Origin of the sequence: Pseudomonas paraveronii, from assembly GCF_963681955.1 — a bacterium.
Taxonomy (GTDB): domain Bacteria; phylum Pseudomonadota; class Gammaproteobacteria; order Pseudomonadales; family Pseudomonadaceae; genus Aquipseudomonas; species Aquipseudomonas paraveronii.
The window spans coordinates 526,104-548,760 of record NZ_OY817130.1 but is presented as its reverse complement, the minus strand read 5'-3'; the positions used below and the strand labels follow the sequence as shown (position 1 = coordinate 548,760).

Annotated in this window: 12 protein-coding genes; 8 read left to right on the top strand and 4 right to left on the bottom strand. The window is 61.3% G+C overall.

Annotated features, from left to right (window positions below):
- Together waaF and glnE are read right to left on the bottom strand one after the other, a co-directional pair.
- Complete coding sequence (gene waaF / locus U5A08_RS02335) at window positions 1-1,035, bottom strand: lipopolysaccharide heptosyltransferase II (RefSeq protein WP_253392996.1); 1,035 nt, start codon at window positions 1,033-1,035, stop codon at window positions 1-3.
- 204 nt (window positions 1,036-1,239) lie between these two features.
- Window positions 1,240-4,179 (bottom strand): bifunctional [glutamate--ammonia ligase]-adenylyl-L-tyrosine phosphorylase/[glutamate--ammonia-ligase] adenylyltransferase, encoded by a 2,940-nt coding sequence (gene glnE / locus U5A08_RS02330; RefSeq protein WP_321850118.1) that lies wholly within the window; start codon window positions 4,177-4,179, stop codon window positions 1,240-1,242.
- A 383-nt stretch (window positions 4,180-4,562) separates the two neighbouring features.
- Here glnE and aceE point away from each other — a divergent pair, with 383 nt between their 5' ends.
- From aceE to msrA, 4 genes are all read left to right on the top strand, one after another.
- The gene (aceE, locus tag U5A08_RS02325; protein ID WP_253392992.1) at window positions 4,563-7,208 is read left to right on the top strand and encodes a pyruvate dehydrogenase (acetyl-transferring), homodimeric type; all 2,646 of its coding nucleotides are present in this window, start codon (window positions 4,563-4,565) and stop codon (window positions 7,206-7,208) included.
- An 11-nt stretch (window positions 7,209-7,219) separates the two neighbouring features.
- Window positions 7,220-8,857 (top strand): dihydrolipoyllysine-residue acetyltransferase, encoded by a 1,638-nt coding sequence (gene aceF / locus U5A08_RS02320; protein ID WP_253392990.1) that lies wholly within the window; start codon window positions 7,220-7,222, stop codon window positions 8,855-8,857.
- 292 nt (window positions 8,858-9,149) lie between these two features.
- Window positions 9,150-11,843: a putative bifunctional diguanylate cyclase/phosphodiesterase gene (locus tag U5A08_RS02315; RefSeq protein ID WP_321850115.1), complete on the top strand. Its 2,694-nt coding sequence runs from the start codon at window positions 9,150-9,152 to the stop codon at window positions 11,841-11,843.
- 73 nt (window positions 11,844-11,916) lie between these two features.
- Complete coding sequence (gene msrA, locus U5A08_RS02310) at window positions 11,917-12,564, top strand: peptide-methionine (S)-S-oxide reductase MsrA (RefSeq protein WP_253392986.1); 648 nt, start codon at window positions 11,917-11,919, stop codon at window positions 12,562-12,564.
- A 69-nt stretch (window positions 12,565-12,633) separates the two neighbouring features.
- Here the strand turns inward: msrA and U5A08_RS02305 are convergent, their stop codons facing one another.
- Window positions 12,634-13,470: a 23S rRNA (adenine(2030)-N(6))-methyltransferase RlmJ gene (locus tag U5A08_RS02305; protein WP_247397281.1), complete on the bottom strand. Its 837-nt coding sequence runs from the start codon at window positions 13,468-13,470 to the stop codon at window positions 12,634-12,636.
- Window positions 13,471-13,721: 251 nt separating this feature from the next.
- On the opposite strand from U5A08_RS02305, the gene U5A08_RS02300 reads away from it, so the two are divergent.
- The 3 genes from U5A08_RS02300 (at window position 13,722) to U5A08_RS02290 (ending at window position 16,621) form a co-directional block, all read left to right on the top strand.
- Window positions 13,722-14,999, top strand: a complete 1,278-nt coding sequence (locus U5A08_RS02300; RefSeq protein ID WP_253392984.1) for an O-acetylhomoserine aminocarboxypropyltransferase/cysteine synthase family protein — start codon at window positions 13,722-13,724, stop codon at window positions 14,997-14,999.
- Between the two features lie 295 nt (window positions 15,000-15,294).
- Window positions 15,295-16,242, top strand: a complete 948-nt coding sequence (locus U5A08_RS02295) for a hypothetical protein (protein WP_321850111.1) — start codon at window positions 15,295-15,297, stop codon at window positions 16,240-16,242.
- Window positions 16,232-16,621: a hypothetical protein gene (locus U5A08_RS02290; RefSeq protein WP_321850110.1), complete on the top strand. Its 390-nt coding sequence runs from the start codon at window positions 16,232-16,234 to the stop codon at window positions 16,619-16,621. Before U5A08_RS02295 ends, U5A08_RS02290 begins: the two co-directional genes overlap by 11 nt.
- Before the next feature lie 93 nt (window positions 16,622-16,714).
- Here the strand turns inward: U5A08_RS02290 and putP are convergent, their stop codons facing one another.
- Window positions 16,715-18,199 (bottom strand): sodium/proline symporter PutP, encoded by a 1,485-nt coding sequence (gene putP, locus U5A08_RS02285; protein WP_253392973.1) that lies wholly within the window; start codon window positions 18,197-18,199, stop codon window positions 16,715-16,717.
- Window positions 18,200-18,661: 462 nt separating this feature from the next.
- Here putP and putA point away from each other — a divergent pair, with 462 nt between their 5' ends.
- On the top strand, window positions 18,662-22,615 hold the full coding sequence (putA, locus tag U5A08_RS02280) for a trifunctional transcriptional regulator/proline dehydrogenase/L-glutamate gamma-semialdehyde dehydrogenase (RefSeq protein WP_321850108.1): 3,954 nt from the start codon (window positions 18,662-18,664) through the stop codon (window positions 22,613-22,615).
- Window positions 22,616-22,657 lie beyond the last annotated feature (42 nt).

The following is a 22,657-nucleotide window of genomic DNA, read 5'->3' as shown; positions in this document are numbered from 1 at the left end:
TCAGTGAACCTCGACCACTGTGCCCTGCAACCGCTGCAAGGCATCGCTGACCGGTTGCGGCAGCAACTGGCGCAGGCAGTTGTAGTGGCCGAAACGGCAGGTGCGGTCAAAACACGGGCTGCAATCCAGGCCCAGGCGCACCACTTCGACCTTGTCGGCCAACGGCGGCGTAAACCCTGGGGAAGTCGAGCCGTACACCGCGACCAGCGGGCGGTTCAACGCCGCCGCGACGTGCATCAGCCCGGAGTCGTTGGACACCACCGCATCCGCGCAGGACAGCAAGTCGATGGCCTCGGCCAGCGAGGTGTCGCCACTGAGGTTCACCGCCTCTTCGCGCAGGCCGGGGATCAGGCGCTGGCGAATGTCTTCACCCACCGCATGATCGTTTTTCGAGCCGAACAGCCACACCTGCCAGCCTTCGCGGATCTTCATCTCCGCGACTTTGGCGTAATGCTCCGACGGCCAGCGCTTGGACTCGCCAAACTCGGCGCCGGGGCACAGCGCGAGCACCGGACGGTCGAGGGCCAGGCCGAACTTGGCCAGGGCCGCGTCGCGGGAGATCGGGTCGATCTGCAGGCTCGGGCGCGGGTACGGCGTCGGCAACTCGGCACCCGGCGCGTAAGCCAGGGCCATGAAGCGTTCGATCATCAGCGGGTAGCGCGCCTTGTCGAGCTTGCGCACGTCGTTGAGCAAGCCGTAGCGAAACTCGCCGCGCCAACCGGTGCGTTTGGGAATGCCGGCGAAAAACGGCACCAGCGCCGATTTCATCGAGTTGGGCAACAGGATCGCCTGGTCGTACTGGCCGGCCAGGGATTTGCCGATGCGACGGCGGGTCGCCAGTTCGAGGGCGCCATGGCCGAGCGGGAAGCTCAAGGCCTTGCGCACTTGCGGCATGCGCTCAAGGATCGGCCGGCTCCACTCAGGGGCGAGCACGTCGATTTGGCAGTCGGGATGACGTTGTTTCAGGCACTGGAACAGTGTCTGCGCCATCACCATGTCACCGACCCAACTGGGCCCAACGATCAGAATATTCATGTAGTTTCCACAAACGATGCGGGGAGGCTTACGCCTCCCCGCCTCGATGATTACTGTAGGGCGTGCATTGTGTGGCAGCGGGCTTGCTCGCGATAGCATCACCGCGGCCTGATAGACAGACCGTAGCGCCTGCACCGCGAGCAGGCTCGCTCTCACATAAAGCCGGTTTCCACATTAGATTGGCGTCGCTCATTAAATCGAGTGTCAGCTTAACCCCAGGGCCTGCCAGATTCGCATCACCTGGCGCCGTTCGTCGGCGAACTGATCCCCGGCAACCGTACCGGCCTCTTTCTGCAAGGCCTGGCGGTGAGCCGCGGAACGGTAGGCTTTATACACCTCGCGCAGCAAATGGGCATCGGCGGCGGGCATCAGCCCGACCTGCTCCAGGCCCTCCAGAATGCGGATATTGTCGGTGTAGCGCAGCAACGATGGATGTTGCGCAGACCACGCCAAAGCCGCGTATTGCACCATAAATTCAATATCGACGATACCTCCCGCGTCCTGCTTGAGGTCGAACACCGCCGTGGGTTCGAAGGCATTGGCGCCGGTACCGGCCGCCGTGGCCCGGGTCCCCAGGTTGTCGCGCATCTTGGCGCGCATCTCGCTGACCTCCTGGCGCAGCTTCGTCAGGTCGCGCTCACGGCCCAACACCTTGGCCCGCACCTGCTCGAAGGCGCGGCCCACATCCTGGCTGCCCACCAGCACCCGCGCGCGGATCAGCGCCTGATGCTCCCAGGTCCAGGCCTCGTTTTCCTGATAGCGCGCGAAGGCGCCGAGGGAACTCACCAGCAAACCGGATGCGCCCGAAGGTCGCAGGCGCATATCCACTTCATACAATTGCCCCGAGTTGGTCTGCGTAGTCAGCAAGTGAATGATCCGCTGGCCCAGGCGCGTAAAAAACTGCGCGCCGTCAATCGGCTTGGCGCCATCGGTTTCGGCCTGCGGGTCGCCGTCATGGATAAACACCAGGTCCAGGTCCGAACCATGCCCCAATTCGATGCCGCCGACTTTCCCATAACCGACAATGATGAACCCAGGATCGCACACGGTGCCGTCCAGCCGTTGCGGCGCGCCGTGGCGAGCGACGGTCTGGCGCCAGGCCAGGGCCAGCACTTGTTCGAGGATGGCTTCGGCGAGCCAGGTCAGGTAGTCGCTGACTTTCATCAGCGGCAGGCTGCCGGCGATTTCCGAGGCGGCCACCCGCAGGCGGTGGGCCAGCTTGAAGTGCCGCAGGGCTTCCATCTGCTGCTCAAGGTCATCTTCGGGGATGCGCGTGAGGCGTTCGCGCAATTCGGCGGCGAGTTCCGGCGCCAACGGCGGTTTGAACAAGCGGCCCTCGTTGAGCAATTCGTCGAGCAACAGCGGGAAGCGGGTGATCTGTTCGGCGATCCACGGGCTGGCGGCGCACAGGGTCAGCAGGCGGCGCAGGGCGTCGGGGTTCTCCGTGAGCAACACCAGATAGGCCGAGCGACGGGCGACGGCTTCCACCAGCGGCAATACGCGCTCCAGCACCAGGTCCGGGCTGGCGTGCTCGACGGCCTGGGCCAGCAGGCGCGGGATAAACGCATCCAGGCGCTCGCGACCGAGGCGCTGCATGGCGCGCAGTTGCGGGCTTCCGCGCAGGCCGGCCAGGGCTTTGAGCGCTTTGGGCGCGTCGGTGAAACCGCCTTCGGTCAATTGGCGGCAGGCCGCGTCTTCGTCCTGGGACTCTTCCCATAACGGCAACCATTCCCCGCCGACGACCAATTCGCCTTCTTCGCCGTCTTCTTCATCCGGATCAGCGATCACCTGGCGGAAATGCCAGTCCACCCGCCCACGCCAGTACATCAGGCGCTCATGGAACGCGGCCCAATCGGCAAAGCCGAGCATAAAGGCAATGCGCGCCTGGTCTTCGGGGCTGTCCGGCAGCATCTGGGTCTGGCGATCGGCAATCGCCTGGATCGCATGCTCGGTGTAACGCAGGAATTCGTAGCCATCGCGCAACTCGGCGATCACCGCCGGTGGTAGGTAGCCCTGGCCTTCCAGGGTGCCCAGCACCTTGAGCAACGGCCGTTGTTGCAGGCTGAGGTCGCGCCCGCCATGGATCAGCTGGAACGCCTGGGCGATAAATTCCACTTCGCGGATGCCGCCCGAGCCGAGCTTGATGTTTTCGGCCATGCCCTTGCGCCGCACTTCCTGCTGAATCAGCTGCTTCATGGTGCGCAGCGCTTCGATAGCGGAGAAGTCCAAATAGCGGCGGTAGACGAACGGTCGCAGCATATCGAGCAACTGCGCACCGGCCACCTGATCGCCGGCCACGACGCGCGCCTTGATCATGGCGTAACGTTCCCAATCGCGGCCCTGGTCCTGGTAATACTGTTCCAGCGCATTGAAGCTGAGCACCAGCGCGCCGGCCGAGCCATAGGGCCGCAGGCGCATGTCGACACGAAAGACAAAACCGTCGACGGTCATCGGGTCGAGGGCCTTGATCAATTTTTGACCGAGGCGAATGAAAAACTCCTGGTTATCCAGGGCGCGCTTCACGCCCACCGTCTCGCCGCCTTCGGGGTAGGCGAAGATCAAGTCGATATCGGATGACAGGTTCAGCTCCACCGCACCGAGCTTGCCCATGCCGAGGATCACCATCTGCTGCGGCTCGCCGCTGCGGCCCCCGGTCGGCGTGCCGAACTGTGCGCAATGGCGTTGGTACAGCCATTGGTAGGCCTGGTCGATGCTGGCGTCGGCCATGTCGGAGAGGTCGCGACAGGTTTGCACCAGGTCCGCCTGGCGGGTCAGGTCGCGCCAGATGATGCGCACTTGCTGGCGCGTGCGCTGGCGGCGCAGCACGCGGCCCAGCTCATCTTCTGTTTCAGCCTGTTGCACAGCGCCGGCGATTTGCCCGCACAGCTCGTCCGGCGCAAAGCCCCGGTCCAGCTCGCCCCGGGCGACCAATTCGAGCAACATCAAAGGGTCACGAACACTCTGTTCAATGACGAAATCACTGGCCGCGCACACGCGGGCGAAGTCGGCCCAGCGTTGCGGCGTCCACGTGCAAAGGCCATGATCGTCGTCCAGCGCGGCCACTGCGTCACGAAATGACTGCACCGCCCGATCAGCGAACGGCAAGAGAATGGTCGGCAGTTCGGCCAGCGTTGGAAGGCTCATGGTCTATCCTTGATCGGCGTGTTAAGGGCTAGTTGCAGTGAACGCAGGAACCACGCTCGGTAAAGGACTGTCGAACAAAAGTTATAAATAGCTGAAAATTCATAAATTTTGGCAGGCAACATTAAACTTCTACCTTTTCTTGTTCGCAAAAGATCAACAATAACGATTATGCTCACCTAACTGACTGAGCAACCCGCTCAGTCTTGTGTAGTTTTACTACTCGTATATACATTCGAAAGGCTGAAATGGCCGACGATTTGTAGTAAAACTACAGGACGCCGGAGCAACCTCCGGCCATCCAAGAATTTATGTCGTCTGCCCACAAGGCCAGTCGCAAACTTCAGGCAACCGATTCTGGTAGCCTTTCCGCCCTGGAGCAAGCCATGCAAGACCTCGATCCCGTCGAAACCCAGGAATGGCTGGACGCCCTGGAATCGGTTCTCGACAAAGAAGGCGAAGACCGTGCTCACTACCTGATGACCCGTATGGGCGAACTCGCGACCCGCAGTGGCTCGCAACTGCCCTACGCCATCACCACGCCATATCGCAACACCATCCCTGTTACCCACGAAGCACGCATGCCTGGCGACCTGTTCATGGAACGCCGCATTCGCTCGCTGGTACGTTGGAACGCCATGGCGATGGTAATGCGCACGAACTTGAAAGATTCTGACCTGGGCGGTCACATCTCCAGCTTCGCTTCCAGCGCAACCCTGTATGACATCGGCTTCAACTACTTCTTCCAGGCCCCGACCGACGAACACGGTGGCGACCTGATCTACTTCCAGGGCCACACCTCGCCAGGCGTCTACGCCCGTGCGTTCATGGAAGGTCGCATCAGCGAAGAACAGATGAACAACTTCCGCCAGGAAGTCGGCGGTCAGGGCTTGTCGTCCTATCCGCACCCTTGGCTGATGCCTGAATTCTGGCAGTTCCCGACGGTTTCCATGGGTCTTGGCCCGATCCAGGCGATCTACCAGGCGCGCTTCATGAAGTACCTGGAAGCCCGTGGCTTCATCCCTGAAGGCAAGCAGAAAGTCTGGTGCTTCCTGGGCGACGGCGAGTGCGACGAGCCGGAATCCCTGGGTGCCATCTCCCTGGCTGGCCGCGAGAAGCTGGACAACCTGATCTTCGTCATCAACTGCAACCTGCAGCGCCTCGACGGCCCGGTTCGCGGCAACGGCAAGATCATCCAGGAACTCGAAGGCGTGTTCCGCGGTGCTCAGTGGAACGTGACCAAAGTCATCTGGGGCCGCTTCTGGGACCCACTGCTGGCCAAGGACGTCGACGGTATCCTGCAACGTCGCATGGACGCAGTCATCGACGGCGAGTACCAGAACTACAAGGCCAAAGACGGCGCGTTCGTGCGTGAACACTTCTTCAACACGCCTGAACTCAAGGCGATGGTTGCCGACCTGTCCGACGACGAGATTTGGAAACTCAACCGTGGCGGCCACGACCCGTACAAGGTCTACGCGGCGTACCACGAAGCGGTCAACCACAAAGAACAACCGACTGTCATCCTGGCCAAGACCATCAAGGGTTATGGCACCGGTGCCGGCGAAGCGAAGAACACCGCGCACAACACCAAGAAAGTCGATGTCGACAGCCTGAAGTTGTTCCGCGACCGTTTCGACATCCCGGTCAAGGACGAAGAGCTGGAAAACCTGCCGTTCTTCAAGCCGGAGCCGAACAGCGCCGAAGCCCGTTACCTGAGCGAGCGTCGTGCCGCACTGGGCGGTTTCGTGCCACAGCGCCGCGCCAAGAGCTTCAACATCCCGACACCTGCGCTGGATACCCTCAAGGCTATCCTCGACGGCTCGGGCGACCGTGAAATCTCCACCACCATGGCCTTCGTGCGAATCCTCGCGCAACTGGTCAAGGACAAGGAAGTCGGTCCGCGCATCGTGCCGATCATCCCGGACGAAGCCCGTACCTTCGGTATGGAAGGCATGTTCCGTCAGTTGGGCATCTACTCCTCCGTCGGCCAGCTCTACGAGCCAGTCGATAAAGACCAGGTGATGTTCTACAAGGAAGACAAGAAGGGCCAGATCCTCGAAGAAGGCATCAACGAAGCGGGCGCCATGAGCTCCTTCATCGCTGCCGGTACCTCGTACTCCAGCCACAACCAGCCGATGCTGCCGTTCTACATCTTCTACTCGATGTTCGGCTTCCAGCGTATCGGCGACCTGGCCTGGGCAGCAGGCGACAGCCGTACCCGTGGCTTCCTGATCGGCGGCACCGCCGGCCGCACCACGCTGAACGGCGAAGGCCTGCAACACGAAGACGGTCACAGCCACATCCTGGCGGCCACTATTCCGAACTGCCGCACCTTTGATCCAACCTACGGCTATGAGCTGGCGGTGATCATCCAGGACGGCATGAAGAAGATGACCCAGGAGCAGCAGGACGTTTTCTACTACATCACCGTGATGAACGAGTCCTACCAGCAACCTGCCATGCCGGCCGGTGTCGAGGAAGGCATCATCAAGGGCATGTACCTGCTCGAAGAAGACACCAAGGAAGCAGCGCACCACGTGCAACTGATGGGCTCCGGCACCATCCTGCGTGAAGTGCGTGAAGCGGCGAAGATCCTGCGTGACGAATTCAACGTCGGCGCCGACGTGTGGAGCGTGACCAGCTTCAACGAACTGCGTCGCAACGGCCTGGCCGTAGAACGCAACAACCGCCTGCACCCGGGCCAGAAGCCTGAGCTGAGCTACGTCGAAGAATGCCTGACTGGCCGTAAGGGTCCGGTTATCGCGTCCACCGACTACATGAAGCTGTTTGCTGAACAGATTCGCCAGTGGGTCCCGTCCAAGGAATTCAAAGTCCTGGGCACCGACGGTTTCGGCCGCAGTGACAGCCGCAAGAAGCTGCGTCACTTCTTCGAAGTCGACCGTCACTTCGTGGTGTTGGCAGCCCTGGAAGCCTTGGCTGACCGTGGTGAGATCGAACCCAAGGTGGTGGCTGACGCCATCGTCAAGTTCGGGATCAACCCGGAAAAACGCAACCCACTGGACTGCTGAGGAGACTTTTTGTGAGCGAACTCATTCGCGTACCTGACATCGGCAGCGGTGAAGGTGAAGTAATCGAGCTGTTTGTAAAGGTCGGCGACACCGTCGAAGCCGACCAGAGCATCCTGACCCTGGAATCGGACAAGGCGAGCATGGAAATCCCTGCTCCCAAGGCCGGCGTGGTCAAAAGCCTGAAAGTGAAGCTGGGCGATCGCCTGAAAGAAGGCGACGAACTGCTGGAGCTGGAAATCGAGGGCGCCGCCGATGCGGCCCCTGCCCCGGCTGCCGCTGCTGCAGCGGCGCCGGCTGAAAAACCTGCTGCCGCCGCCGAGGCCCCAGCGGCCCCGGCTGCTGCACCGGCTGCGGCCACCGTTCAGGACATTCATGTCCCGGACATCGGTTCGTCGGGCAAGGCCAAGATCATCGAGCTGCTGGTCAAGGTCGGCGATACCGTCGAAGCCGACCAGTCGCTGATCACCCTGGAGTCCGACAAGGCCTCCATGGAAATCCCTTCGCCGGCTGCCGGCGTGGTGGAAAGCATCGCGGTCAAGCTGGAAGATGAAGTCGGTACTGGCGACTTCATCCTCAAGCTGAAAGTCCAAGGCGCTGCGCCGGCTGCTGCTCCAGCACCGGCCGCTGCGCCGGCGGCCAAGGCTGAAGCCGCCCCTGCTGCCGCTGCTCCGGCACCGGCTGCAAAAGCCGAGGCCGCACCGGCCCCGGCGGCTGCACCGGCGCCAAGCGGTGCCAAGGCTCACGCCGGCCCTGCCGTGCGCCAACTGGCCCGTGAATTCGGCGTCGAGTTGAACGCCGTCGCGGCCACCGGCCCGCATGGTCGAGTGCTCAAGGAAGACGTGCAGGTTTACGTCAAATCCATGATGCAAAAAGCCAAGGAAGCCCCGGCTGCCGGCAACGCTACCGGTGGCGCGGGCATCCCGCCGATCCCGGTCGTGGACTTCAGCCGCTTCGGCGAAACCGAAGAAGTGCCGATGACCCGCCTGATGCAAATCGGCGCGTCGAGCCTGCACCGCAGCTGGCTGAACATCCCGCACGTGACCCAGTTCGACCAGGCCGACATCACCGACCTGGAAGCCTTCCGCGTTGCGCAGAAAGCCGTGGCCGAGAAAGCCGGCGTGAAACTGACCGTGCTGCCACTGCTGCTCAAGGCCTGCGCGCACCTGCTCAAGGAGCTGCCGGACTTCAACAGTTCGCTGGCGCCAAGCGGCAAGGCGATCATTCGCAAGAAGTACGTTCACATCGGCTTTGCCGTCGACACCCCGGATGGCCTGCTGGTACCGGTCATCAAGAACGTCGACCAGAAGAGCCTGCTGCAACTGGCTGCCGAAGCCGCTGCGCTGGCTGCCAAGGCCCGCGACAAGAAGCTCACCGCCGACGACATGCAAGGCGCGTGCTTCACCATCTCCAGCCTCGGCCACATTGGCGGTACTGGCTTCACGCCAATCGTCAACGCGCCGGAAGTGGCGATCCTGGGTGTTTCCAAGGCGACTATCCAGCCGGTATGGGACGGTAAAGCGTTCCAGCCGAAGCTGATGTTGCCACTGTCGTTGTCCTACGATCACCGTGTGATCAATGGCGCGGCGGCTGCACGCTTCACGCAGCGCCTGAGCCAACTGCTGAACGATATCCGCACCATCTTGCTGTAAGCCGCGATAGGCCTCCCTGATACCCGGGAGGCCTGATTGCATCGATTTCCGAGCGCCACGCTCGTTCCTCAACCCCGCCACTTGGCGGGGCTTTTTTTGTACAAATAAACAGGTTTGTACACCTTCCGTCACCCCGACTGCAGAAATCACCCACGCGGCCGATATAAACCATATAGCACTTAGCCTTCATCCTCTCTTGTCAGCCCGGTCTGCATGATGCAACCTTGCGGCAGGCAACAGTAAAGAGGGCGAAAGCCCGGCGCCGAGTGCGTTTTTTCAAGTGAGCTTCCCCATGAAAAGCCAACCCGATGTCGCCCGGACGGCGGCCGAGGTAGTGACGCAATTACCGGTGCCTTCGCGCCTCGGTATGCTGCGTTTCGAGCGGTTGAATGAGGCAAGCTGGGCCCTGCTCTACCTAGACCCCAATTGCGAGCGTCAATTCGGCCTGCCGGCGGTTGAACTGTGCGCCTTGATCGGCTCGCCCTACGCCAGCCTGATGGAGCCACAGGCGCGCTATCAACTGCACGATGCAATCCAGCAGCAACTGACCGAGAGCCCTCATTACCTGGTGCGCTACACCCTGCACACCAACGACGGCCCCCTGAGCCTGCTGGAAATGGGCGAAGCCTACAAACAACACAATCGCCACCTGCTGCGGGGCTACCTGATGGTGGTCGACGGCGTATTCAGCGAGAGTCCGTCGACTACGCCAACGGCAGACCTGGAAAGCCAGAACAGCCGCCTGCAGATCGCCCTGGAACTCAACCAGCGCGCGCAACAGGAACAGTTGCTGCACCTGGAGAGGGTACGCGCCCAGCAAGCGTTGATCCTGCTGCTCGCCCGCCAGCGCTACACCACGAACAATTCGCTGCAGGAAGCCGCCGAGCTGATCACCCGCAGCGCCTGCGACATCTACCAGATCGATTGCGCCAGCATCTGGAACCTCGAAGACCAGCGCCTGGTGCCGATCTCGGCGTACTACCGCACCGATCAGCAGCACCACTTGCCCGAGCCGATTGATGCCAGCGGCTTTCCGGACTACCTCGAAGCCCTGCAAACCAGCCGGGCGATCGACGCCAGCAACGTCAAGTACGACCCACGCACCCGCGAAATGGCCGAATCCCTGCAGGCCAAAGACATACATGCAATGCTCGACGCGAGCATCCGCGTCGATGGTCAGGTCGTTGGCGTGTTGTGCCTGGAACAAGGCGGCGACACACGCGTCTGGCAGTCCGACGAAATTGCCTTTGCCGGCGAGCTGGCGGATCAGTTCGCGCAAGTGATCAACAACCACAACCGCCGTACCGCCACCAGCGCGCTGCACCTGTTTCAGCGCGCGGTGGAACAAAGCGCCAACGCCTTCCTGCTGGTCAATCGCGATGGCGTGGTGGAGTACGTCAATCCCAGTTTTACCGCGATCACCCAGTACAGCACCGAAGAGGTCCACGGCCACCGCCTGGCGCAATTGCCGGCGCTGGAGAACCTCAGCGAGCTGCTGTTCGACGCGCCGTCGAGCCTGGCCCAGAGCAACAGTTGGCAGGGTGAATTCAAAAGCCGGCGCAAGAACCTGGAACCCTATTGGGGCCAACTGTCGATCTCCAAGGTCTATGGCGACAATCGCGAGCTGACCCACTACATCGGCATCTATGAAGACATCACCCAGACCAAGCTGGCGCAGCAGCGCATCGAGCGCCTGGCCTACACCGACAACCTGACCAACCTGGGCAACCGCCCGGCGTTCATCCGCAACCTCGACGAACGCTTTGCCCGCGACAGCGACAGCCCGATCTGCCTGTTACTGGTGGACATCGACAACTTCAAGCGGATCAACGACAGCCTCGGCCACCAGACCGGCGACAAGCTGCTGATCAGCCTGGCCCGGCGCCTGCGCAACAGCCTCAGCGCCGGCGGCAGCCTGGCGCGCTTTGCCAGTAACGAGTTTGCGGTATTGCTCGACGAGACCGACCTGGAGAGCGGCCAGTTCGTCGCCAGCCAACTGCTCGCGACCCTCGACAAGCCGATGTTCGTCGACAACCAATTGATCAGCGTCACCGGCTCCGTGGGCCTGGCCTGCGCGCCGCTGCATGGCCGCGACCCGCAAACCCTGATGCGCAACGCCGGGTTAGCCCTGCACAAGGCCAAAGCCAACGGCAAACACCAGGTGCAGGTGTTTACCGAAGCACTGAACGCCGAGGCCAGCTACAAGCTGTTCGTGGAAAACAACCTGCGCCGCGCCCTGACCCAGAACGAGCTGGACGTGTTCTACCAGCCCAAGCTGTGCCTGCGCAGCGGCCGCTTGCTGGGCATGGAGGCGCTGCTGCGCTGGAACCACCCGGAAAAGGGCATGATCCGCCCCGACCAGTTCATCAGCGTGGCCGAAGAAACCGGCCTGATCATCCCCATCGGCAAATGGATCGCCCGCCAGGCCTGCCGCATGAGCAAGCAACTGAGCGCCGCCGGCCTGGGCGACCTGCAGGTGGCGATCAACCTGTCGCCCAAGCAGTTCTCCGACCCGGACCTGGTGGCCTCGATTACCGCGATCCTCAAAGAAGAAGAGCTGCCGGCCAACCTGCTCGAGCTGGAGTTGACGGAGGGCCTGCTGCTGGAAGCCACCGAGGACACCCGCCTGCAACTGGACCAGTTGAAGCGCCTGGGGCTGACCCTGGCCATGGACGACTTCGGCACCGGTTACTCGTCGCTGAGCTACTTGAAAAAATTCCCGATCGACATCATCAAGATCGATCGCAGCTTTATCCACGAAATCCCGGACAACCAGGACGACATGGAAATCACCTCCGCCGTGATCGCCATGGCCCACAACCTCAAGCTCAAGGTCGTGGCCGAAGGCATCGAGACCGCCGATCAGTTGGCGTTCCTGCGTCGGCACCGTTGCGACGTCGGCCAGGGCTATCTGTTCGACCGGCCTATTCCCGGTTCAGAGCTGCTCGAGAAGCTTAAACGCTATCCTCGCGGGCCAATCGCCTGACAGCGCTGTAACACTCGGGCACACTGGCTGTCTGACTCTTTACTGTTAACTCAACCTGACGAGAGGACTGCTCATGGTCTTGCGCTCGGAAATTCTGGTGAACAAAAACGTGCTTCCTACTGCAGAACAAGCTTTGCCTGGCCGCGAAACTCCGATGACGCTGCCGGAAACACACTTTGTCAACGGCAACCCGCTGCTCGGCCCATTCACCGAAGACGTTGGCTTCGCGATCTTCGGCCTGGGCTGCTTCTGGGGCGCGGAACGCAAATTCTGGCAGCGCGATGGCGTGGTCAGCACCGTGGTCGGTTATGCCGGCGGCTACACGCCGCACCCGACCTACGAAGAAGTCTGCTCGGGCCTGACCGGCCATAGCGAAGTGGTGCTGGTGGTGTATGACCAGGCCAAGGTGAAATACGAAGACTTGCTGAAGATGTTCTGGGAGCTGCACAACCCGACCCAAGGCATGCGCCAGGGCAATGACATCGGCAGCCAGTACCGTTCAGTGATCTACGCCACCACGCCGGAGCAATTGGCGGCGGCGCAGGCCAGTGCCAAGGCGTATCAGCAAGAGCTGAGCAAGGCCGGCCTGGGCACCATCACCACGGAAATCGACGAAGCCCCGACGGTGTACTTCGCCGAAGCGTATCACCAGCAATACCTGGCGAAGAATCCGCAGGGCTACTGTGGGATCGGCGGCACCGGCGTGACCTGCCCGATCTAAAAAATGTGGGAGGGGCGGTGCGACGGTTCGACTTGCCCCCTCCCACATTTTGATTTGCGCCAGACTCGGTTACTCGGCAATCAGCCAATCCATCTGCCACCCGCCCTGGGTCTGGCCCAGTTGCTTGGACAGCCACGGCAACAGCTCACGCAATTCCTCTTCCAAACCCCACGGCGGGTTGGCAATCGCCAGGCCCGAACCGGTCAGGGTGTTGGGTGTGTCCAGCGGATGCACCAGCAATTCCACGCGCAACAACTTCGGCGCACCGGTGCCGGCCAGGTCCTGGTAGAAACGGCGCAACATGCGCTGGTCCTTCACCGGGTACCAGATCGCCGCGACCGTCTGGCGCATGCGGCTGACCGCTTCCTTGAGCGACGCCGCGCAGCGCTGCATTTCGTCGAGCTGCTCGAACGGCGGATCGATCAGCATCAACGCACGTTTTTCCTGCACCGGCAGCATGGCGCGCGGCACATGCCAGCCTTCGCCCAGGTGAACCTTGACGCGCCGATCGCCCTTCATGTTGTCCTTGAGCAGCACACCGTCTTCCGGGTGCTTTTCATTGAGCAGCACGCGATCCTGGGGACGGGTCAGGCGGCGTGCCAGTTCCGGCGAACCTGGGTAATAGCGCAATTGGCCATCCGGGTTCATCTCGTGCAGCACGCGCATATAGTCGGCGGTCAATGGCGGCAGGTCGCTCTTGCCCCACAGGCGGGCGATGCCCTCCAGGTATTCACCGGTGCGGTTGGCCTGGTCGCCCTGCAAGTCGTACAGACCGATGCCGGCATGGGTGTCGAGGTAGGCGAACGGCTGCTCCTTGCGCGACATCAAGGCGATGAGGCGGGTCAAGGTCAGGTGTTTGAAGACATCGGCGTGGTTGCCGGCGTGAAAGGCGTGACGATAATTCATGGTTGCTCCTGCGCAGGGGGCGAAGTTTACCTGCTACACGGGCAAAGGTGCAGGGGCGCATGCCGGGCGGTGCTTATGCCGCAAAGACAGGCGTCCTTGTGAAAACAATCTAATCCTTACAGCATGTGCGGGCTTGCCCGCGACACAAGCGACGCGGTATTACCTGCACTCCGCGATGATGCCATCGCAGCCAAGCCAGCTCCCACCCTGCCCGGGGGCGCCCTTAAAAACCAAGGAGGTCAACAAAAACCATGAAAGACGCCACCATCGCCCTGCACCACGGCTTCAAGTCCGACCCGACCACCAAGGCCGTCGCGGTGCCGATCTATCAGAACGTCGCCTTCGAATTCGATAACGCCCAGCACGGCGCCGACCTGTTCAACCTGGACGTGCCCGGCAATATCTACACGCGGATCATGAACCCGACCAACGATGTGCTGGAACAGCGCATGGCCGCGCTCGAAGGCGGTATCGCCGCGCTGGCCGTGTCCGCCGGCAGCGCAGCGATTCACTATGCGATCCAGACGCTGACCCGCGCCGGTGACAATGTCGTCACCACGCCGCAGCTCTACGGCGGCACCTACACCCTGTTCGCCCACCTGCTGCCGAGCTTCGGCGTCGATGTGCGCTTCGCCCGCGACGATTCCGCCGCCGCCATCGCCGAACTGATCGACGACAACACCAAGCTGGTCTACTGCGAGAGCATCGGTAACCCGGCAGGCAATATCATCGACATCGAAGCCCTGGCCGATGTGGCCCACGCCCGTGGCGTACCGCTGATGGTGGACAACACCGTGGCCACGCCGATCCTGTGCAAACCGATCCAGTTCGGCGCCGATATCGTGGTGCATTCGGTGACCAAATACGTCGGCGGCCATGGCAACTCCCTGGGCGGCGTAATTGTCGACAGCGGCACGTTCCCCTGGACGAAACACGCGGAAAAATTCCCCGGCCTCAACCAGCCCGAGCCGGCTTACCACGGCGTGGTCTACACCGAAAAATTCGGCCCCGCCGCCTTCATCGCCCGCGCCCGCACCGTGCCGCTGCGCAACACCGGCGCAGCGCTGGCGCCGATGAACGCCTTCCTGCTGCTGCAAGGCCTGGAAACCCTGGCCCTGCGCATGGAACGCCATACCGAGAACGCCCTGAAGGTCGCGCAGTTCCTGCAAGATCACGCCGAAGTCGAGTGGGTCAGCTACGCCGGCCTGCCCGATCATCCGCACCACGCACTGGCGCAGAAATACATGCAGGGCAAACCGTCGGCGATCCTGTCGTTTGGCCTGAAGGGCGGCTACGAAGCCGGTGTACGCTTCTACGACGCCCTGCAAATCTTCAAACGCCTGGTGAACATCGGCGACGCCAAATCCCTGGCCTGCCACCCGGCGTCCACCACCCATCGCCAAATGAACGAGCAGGAACAGGCCAAGGCCGGCGTGAAGCCGGAGATGATTCGCCTGTCGGTGGGCATTGAGGCGATTGAAGATTTGATCGAGGATCTGCAACAGGCGCTGGCTGCTACTCACGTTTGAGGCCTGATCATCGGCCCGCGCGCCATGGCATTTGCATGGTGCGCATAGCAGGCGACCTTGTGCCGCAAGGTCGTCGGCGTAAAGGCAGTGAAAATTCACGCCTCTGTCGGAAACCTACCGCAACTCAGTAGCCCTTTTCCCAAAAACCAAAAACCACCGAAAAATCCCCCGCCAAAACCACGACACCGCTCGAACCGCTCTTTAAATTGCGCAGCCATGCTTATTCAAAAAGGACTGTTCCCATGGCAAGCAATGACCTCCCTTCGAACCGATCACCATGGCTGGGGAGTCGCTAATGCCTCAGCCCTATGCCTTCATCAATGACCGCCAACAAACCTCGGTGGAGCTCAAGGCAAGTTTGCGCTTGAGCCCATACGCCGAAACCAAATTCGACACCCTCAATACCCACATTCGCAATGTTGTCGTACTGCCAGGGCAGTTAGTGATCATCGGTGACGAAACCACTGCGATCTGCACCCCGCAAGAGTCACACTTGATGCGAGCCGCCTGGGATATTCGGCATAGCGTCATGGCCGAAGGTGGGGATGCCTTTGCACTGCACAACTATGACTTGCTGAAAAAACTGCTGGGCTACGCTTCGCTGGGGATAGGCACCGCAGGTGATGCCTGGAGCCGACACTTGCAAAACATTGCAAAGACCCTCGAAGAAATTGATGCACTGCACAAACAATTCCTGCGTCGGGGTGGCGGCGCTGCGCGAGATGAGTTCCTCGCTCGACGCCAAACCCTGTTTGCCAAACTGGACGCGCAAATGCGTAGTTTTGCGCGTTACGGCACAGGGCTACGCAATGAAGGTTCGATCAAAAAAATGCTGGGAATCTCGACCAAGAGCTATTTGCACAGCGGAGAGATAAAGAGGTACAGCGAAACGATTGCGCGGGTTTCGAAGACGGCAAAACTGCTGAAAAAAGGCACGCCGCTGGGCATCGCGCTGAGTACGACTGCAACGGCGTTGGAGATCAAGGAGGCGTGTTCCACTGGGAGAGAGGAACAGTGCAGGAAAGCAAAGTATGTGGAGGCAGGTAAATTAACCTTCGGCGTGGCAGGAGGAATCCTTGGAGGTCAGATAGGAATGGGCTTGTGTGTAGCCGTAATGGCCCCTACAACCGGGCCAGTCGCCTTGAGCTGTCTTTTGATAGCCGGCGGAGTCGGAGGCGCTGTTTTTGGGAGCTGGGGTAGCGAAATTGGTGCTACGGCGGGAGAGGTTCTGTATGAATATTGAGTACTTCCTCAATCTACCAACAAAAGACCAAATAGCACTTGGGTCAGCGGCTGCAATGCTCATAGCGGTTATTCTCGATCTATTTCTGGCCTATCGAAAATTAGAGAGGATGGAACGCTACTTGGATCAGTGCAGCCTCTTGAATACTTACAAACACCTGTTGAGCAACTCCCTACGCGGCAGGTTGGGCAGGCTATGTGTGGTCTATGTTGCAATCGCTCTGCCGCGATGGAATGCAAAACGTGGCATCGTTGATTTACAGCAGGTTGAGGCGTTTCCGAGCCGCCTGAAATTTGCTCTTCATGGAACAGCATTCATCGGGCTACTCGGCGTTGCAGGCACAACGATCTTTCATTTCCGTAACCAATTGAGCTTGTAAGCACCCGCCCGCGACGCATTGTTTTCATAAAAAAGGCCCGACATTCAAAAATGCGGGCCTGTTTCATTTCAACGAGTCGCCAAAACCTACCGATTACTTGTTGAGGTTGTAGTCTTTCTCCGCAGCATCAAACCGCTCAACCATACCCGCAGTCGGCGCGCCCAGCTTGCTGACGATGTAGATCGCCAGGCTGGCGAAGATGAAGCCTGGGATGATTTCGTACAGGCCCAGCAATTCGAAATGCTTCCACACGATCACGGTGATCGCGCCGACCAGAATGCCAGCCAGTGCGCCGTTGCGGGTCATCTGTTTCCAGATCACCGAGATCAGCACCACGGGGCCGAACGCAGCGCCGAAGCCGGCCCAGGCGTAGCTCACCAGGCCCAACACGCGGTTGTTCGGGTTGGCAGCCATGGCGATGGCGATCAACGCCACCAGCAGCACCATGGCGCGGCCGACCCACACCAGTTCAACCTGGGAGGCGTTCTTGCGCAGGAAGGTCTTGTAGAAGTCCTCGGTCAGGGCGCTGGAGCACACCAGCAATTGGCAGCTCAGGGTGCTCATGACCGCCGCCAGAATCGCCGACAGCAGAACGCCCGCAATCCATGGGTTGAACAGCAGCTTGGCCAGTTCAATGAACACACGTTCGTGGTTCTCGTTGACCGGGCCGGCCACTTCCGGGTGCGCCGAGAAGTAGGCAATACCGAAGAAGCCCACGGCCACGGTGCCGCCCAGGCACAGGATCATCCAGGTCATGGAGATGCGACGGGCGTTGGCGATCGACTTCACCGAATCCGCCGCCATGAAGCGCGCGAGGATATGCGGCTGGCCGAAGTAACCCAGGCCCCAGCCCATCAGCGAGATGATGCCGATGAAGCTGGTGTTTTTCAGCATGTTGAAGTTGTCGGGGTTCTTCGCTTCGATCGCCAGGAACGTGGTGTCGATACCACCGGTGGCCAGCAGCACGATGATCGGCGTCAGGATCAGCGCGAAGATCATCAGGGTGGCTTGTACGGTGTCGGTCCAGCTCACGGCCAGGAAACCACCGACGAAGGTGTAGGCAATCGTCGCCGCAGCGCCGGCCCACAGCGCGGTCTCATAGGACATGCCGAAGGTGCTTTCGAACAGGCGGGCACCGGCCACGATGCCGGAAGCGCAATAGATGGTGAAGAACACCAGGATCACTACTGCGGAGATGATCCGCAGCAGGCCGCTTTTATCTTCGAAACGGCTGGAAAAGTAATCCGGCAGCGTCAGGGCGTCGCCGTTGTGCTCAGTCTGCACGCGCAGGCGACCGGCCACGAACAGCCAGTTGAGGTACGCACCGACGATCAGGCCGATGGCGATCCAGCTTTCCGACAGGCCGGACATGTAGATCGCGCCCGGCAGGCCCATCAACAACCAGCCGCTCATATCGGAAGCACCGGCTGACAAGGCAGTCACCACGCTACCGAGGCTGCGACCGCCCAGGATGTAATCGGAAAGGTTGTTGGTGGAGCGATAGGCCATTAAGCCGATCAGCACCATTGCTGCGATGTAGATCACGAACGTGATCAGGGTTGGATTGCTAACGCTCATAGAAGTGACGCCCTGGCTTTGTTTTTATGTAGCGGCGGTCTGTCAGACGGCCACCCACTGATTCAGTGAGTAAACGTACCTGCATCACGCGCATTTATGACTGACGTTTCCCCAGGAAAGCCGCCAGCCGATGAACCACACCCTAAGCATGGTTGCACCTTGGCCGCGAATGCTATTCAACAAAGCAAATAAGGTGCAACCAGTTTCTCGCGAATAAGTTGCACCTTGATGTGTTTTGCTCAAAACACCCCGTTTTTGCTCCTTTTCGGAGCAAGAACAGCCGATCTCAGAAGCAAATGCACCAAATCAAAGCGGAATCGGTCGAGGGCCGGATTTTTTCCGATTGAAACTCGAAAATTTCATGCATAAAAAGGGTTGCACCCGGTTGCACCTCTTCCAGAGCGAAGCTAATCTTGCCGCCAGCTGATGCCACTCGGTAGTGGCACCCATGAGGATAAGAAAATGGCTACGACCACCCTTGGGGTCAAACTCGACGACCCGACCCGCGAGCGCCTGAAGGCGGCCGCGACCTCCATTGATCGCACGCCGCACTGGCTGATCAAGCAGGCGATTTTCAATTACCTGGAGAAACTCGAGGGTGGTGCAACCCTGACCGAGCTCAATGGCTTGAGCAGCAAGGAGGCCGATGACGCCGGCGAGGTCCAGTCCGACCACGCCCATCAGTGTTTCCTCGAGTTCGCCGAGAGCATCCTGCCGCAATCCGTCCTGCGCGCCTCGATCACCGCCGCTTACCGTCGCCCTGAGCCGGAAGTGGTGCCGATGCTGATCGAACAGGCTCGCCTGCCGGCCCAGATGGCCGAAGCCACGAATAAGCTGGCCGCGTCGATTGCAGAAAAACTGCGCAATCAGAAGAGCGCTGGCGGCCGTGCCGGCATCGTCCAGGGCTTGCTGCAGGAATTCTCCCTGTCGTCCCAGGAAGGCGTGGCACTGATGTGCCTGGCCGAAGCGCTGCTGCGTATCCCGGACAAAGGCACCCGTGACGCGCTGATCCGCGACAAGATCAGCACCGGCAACTGGCAGCCGCACCTGGGCAACAGCCCGTCGCTGTTCGTCAACGCCGCCACCTGGGGCTTGCTGCTGACCGGCAAACTGGTCTCCACGCATAACGAAGCCGGCCTGACCTCGTCCCTGAGCCGCATCATCGGCAAGAGCGGCGAGCCGATGATCCGCAAGGGCGTCGACATGGCCATGCGCCTGATGGGCGAGCAGTTCGTCACCGGCGAAACCATCGCCGAAGCCCTCGCCAATGCGAGCAAGTTCGAAGCCAAGGGCTTCCGCTATTCCTACGACATGCTCGGTGAAGCCGCACTCACCGAACACGATGCGCAGAAGTACCTCGCATCTTACGAGCAGGCCATTCATTCCATCGGCAAAGCCTCGAACGGCCGTGGGATTTATGAAGGCCCGGGCATTTCCATCAAGCTGTCGGCCCTGCACCCGCGTTACAGCCGCGCCCAGTACGAACGCGTGATGGACGAGCTGTACCCGCGCCTGCTGTCCCTGACCTTGCTGGCCAAGCAATACGACATCGGCCTGAACATCGACGCCGAAGAAGCCGACCGCCTGGAACTGTCCCTGGACCTGCTCGAACGCCTGTGCTTCGAGCCGCAACTGACCGGCTGGAACGGCATCGGTTTCGTGATCCAGGCCTACCAGAAGCGTTGCCCGTATGTGATCGACTACGTCATCGACCTGGCGCGCCGCAGCCGTCACCGCCTGATGATCCGCCTGGTAAAAGGCGCGTACTGGGACAGCGAAATCAAGCGCGCCCAGGTCGAAGGCCTGGAAGGCTACCCGGTCTACACCCGCAAGGTTTATACCGACGTGTCCTACATTGCCTGCGCACGCAAACTGCTGTCGGTGCCGGAAGTCATCTACCCGCAGTTCGCCACGCACAACGCCCACACCCTGTCGGCCATCTACCATATCGCCGGTCAGAACTATTACCCCGGCCAGTACGAGTTCCAATGCCTGCACGGCATGGGCGAACCGCTGTACGAGCAGGTCGTCGGCAAGGTTGCCGATGGCAAGCTGAACCGTCCGTGCCGCGTGTACGCACCGGTCGGCACCCACGAAACCCTGCTGGCCTACCTGGTGCGTCGTCTGTTGGAAAACGGCGCCAACACCTCGTTCGTCAACCGCATTGCCGACCAGTCCATCTCGATCCAGGAGCTGGTGGCCGATCCAGTGGCCAGCATCGAGCAAATGGCGACGCTGGAAGGCGGCTTCGGCCTGCCGCACCCGCGTATTCCATTGCCGCGTGACCTGTACGGCAGCGACCGCGCCAACTCGGCCGGTATCGACCTGGCCAACGAACACCGCTTGGCGTCGCTGTCCTGCGCCCTGCTGGCCACCGCGCACAACCACTGGAAAGCCGCGCCGATGCTGGGTTGCGCCTCCAGCAATGAGGCCGCTGCGCCGGTACTGAACCCGTCCGACCTGCGTGATGTGGTCGGCCACGTACAGGAAGCCACCGTCGACGACGTCGACAACGCGATCCAGTGCGCCATCAACGCCGGTCCGATCTGGCAGGCCACCCCGCCCGCCGAGCGTGCCGCGATCCTCGAACGTGCCGCCGACCTGATGGAAGGCGAGATCCAGCCGCTGATGGGCCTGCTGGCCCGTGAAGCCGGCAAGACCTTCGCCAACGCCATCGCCGAAGTGCGTGAAGCCGTGGACTTCCTGCGTTACTACGCCGTGCAGGCGCGTCACGATTTCACCAACGACGCCCACCGCCCATTAGGCCCGGTGGTCTGCATCAGCCCATGGAACTTCCCGCTGGCGATTTTCAGTGGGCAAGTCGCCGCTGCACTGGCCGCCGGCAACCCGGTACTGGCCAAGCCTGCCGAGCAAACCCCGCTGGTGGCCGCACAAGCGGTGCGCATCCTGCTCGAAGCCGGTATTCCGGAAGGCGTGCTGCAACTGCTGCCGGGCCAGGGCGAAACCGTCGGTGCGCGCCTGGTCGGTGATGAGCGCGTCAAAGGCGTGATGTTCACCGGTTCCACCGAAGTCGCGCGCCTGCTGCAACGCAATGTCGCCGGACGCCTGGATGCCCAGGGCCGGCCGATTCCGCTGATCGCCGAAACCGGTGGTCAGAACGCGATGATCGTCGACTCCTCGGCCCTGACCGAACAAGTGGTCATCGACGTGGTGTCGTCGGCCTTCGACAGTGCCGGCCAGCGTTGCTCGGCCCTGCGTGTCCTGTGCCTGCAGGAAGATTCTGCAGACCGCGTCATCGAAATGCTCAAGGGCGCCATGGCTGAATGCCGTTTGGGCAACCCTGAGCGCCTGTCGGTGGATATCGGCCCGGTGATCGACGCCGAAGCCAAGGCCGGCATCGAGAAGCACATCCAGGCCATGCGCGACAAAGGCCGCACTGTGTACCAGGTGGCGATTGCCGACGGCGAAGAGATCAAGCGCGGCACCTTCGTGATGCCAACCCTGATCGAACTGGAAAGTTTCGACGAGCTGCAACGGGAGATCTTCGGCCCGGTGCTACACGTGGTGCGCTACAAGCGTAAAGAAATCGACCAGTTGATCGGCCAGATCAACGCTTCCGGCTACGGCCTGACGCTGGGCGTACACACGCGCATCGACGAGACCATCGCCAAGGTGATCGACAACGTTCATGCCGGTAACGTCTACGTCAACCGCAACATTGTCGGGGCCGTGGTCGGCGTGCAGCCGTTTGGCGGCGAAGGCCTGTCGGGCACCGGCCCGAAAGCCGGCGGTCCGCTGTACCTGTACCGCCTGCTGTCGACGCGTCCTACTGATGCGATCGAGCAATCCTTCGTTCGCGGCGACGCATTGTCCGCACCGGACGTGCGCCTGCGCGACGCCATGAGCCAACCGTTGACCGCCTTGAAAGCCTGGGCCGACAGCAACACGTTCAGCGAACTGAGTGCCGTGTGCAGCCGGTTCGCCGCGCAATCGCAAAGCGGTATCACCCGCCTGCTGGCCGGTCCGACCGGCGAGCGCAACAGCTACGCCATCCTGCCCCGCGAGCACGTACTGTGCCTGGCGGAAGTGGAAGGCGACCTGCTGACCCAACTGGCGGCGGTATTGGCCGTCGGCGGTTCGGCGGTATGGCCGGAAACTGAGCTGACCAAAGCCTTGTTCCCACGCCTGCCGAGGGAGATTCAGGCGAAGATCAAGCGCGTGGCCGACTGGACCAAGGACGAAGTCGTGTTCGACGCGGTCCTGCACCATGGCGACTCCGATCAACTGCGCGCGGTTTGCCAGCAAGTCGCCCAGCGTGGCGGGGCGATTGTCGGGGTACATGGTTTGTCCCAAGGCGAGACTGCGATCGCCCTGGAGCGTTTGGTGATCGAGCGTGCGTTGAGCGTCAACACCGCAGCGGCGGGCGGTAACGCCAGCCTGATGACCATCGGCTAACTGCCGAAACGCGGAAAAAATGTGGGAGGGGGCTTGCCCCCG

Excerpts from the sequence above, each read along its gene's own strand:
- U5A08_RS02290 (WP_321850110.1), top strand. The coding sequence starts at position 16,232 with ATGAATATTGAGTACTTCCTCAATCTACCAACAAAAGACCAAATAGCA.
- waaF (WP_253392996.1), bottom strand. The coding sequence starts at position 1,035 with ATGAATATTCTGATCGTTGGGCCCAGTTGGGTCGGTGACATGGTGATG.
- putP (WP_253392973.1), bottom strand. The coding sequence starts at position 18,199 with ATGAGCGTTAGCAATCCAACCCTGATCACGTTCGTGATCTACATCGCA.
- msrA (WP_253392986.1), top strand. The coding sequence starts at position 11,917 with ATGGTCTTGCGCTCGGAAATTCTGGTGAACAAAAACGTGCTTCCTACT.
- U5A08_RS02315 (WP_321850115.1), top strand. The coding sequence starts at position 9,150 with ATGAAAAGCCAACCCGATGTCGCCCGGACGGCGGCCGAGGTAGTGACG.
- glnE (WP_321850118.1), bottom strand. The coding sequence starts at position 4,179 with ATGAGCCTTCCAACGCTGGCCGAACTGCCGACCATTCTCTTGCCGTTC.
- U5A08_RS02300 (WP_253392984.1), top strand. The coding sequence starts at position 13,722 with ATGAAAGACGCCACCATCGCCCTGCACCACGGCTTCAAGTCCGACCCG.
- aceE (WP_253392992.1), top strand. The coding sequence starts at position 4,563 with ATGCAAGACCTCGATCCCGTCGAAACCCAGGAATGGCTGGACGCCCTG.
- putA (WP_321850108.1), top strand. The coding sequence starts at position 18,662 with ATGGCTACGACCACCCTTGGGGTCAAACTCGACGACCCGACCCGCGAG.
- U5A08_RS02305 (WP_247397281.1), bottom strand. The coding sequence starts at position 13,470 with ATGAATTATCGTCACGCCTTTCACGCCGGCAACCACGCCGATGTCTTC.
- U5A08_RS02295 (WP_321850111.1), top strand. The coding sequence starts at position 15,295 with ATGCCTCAGCCCTATGCCTTCATCAATGACCGCCAACAAACCTCGGTG.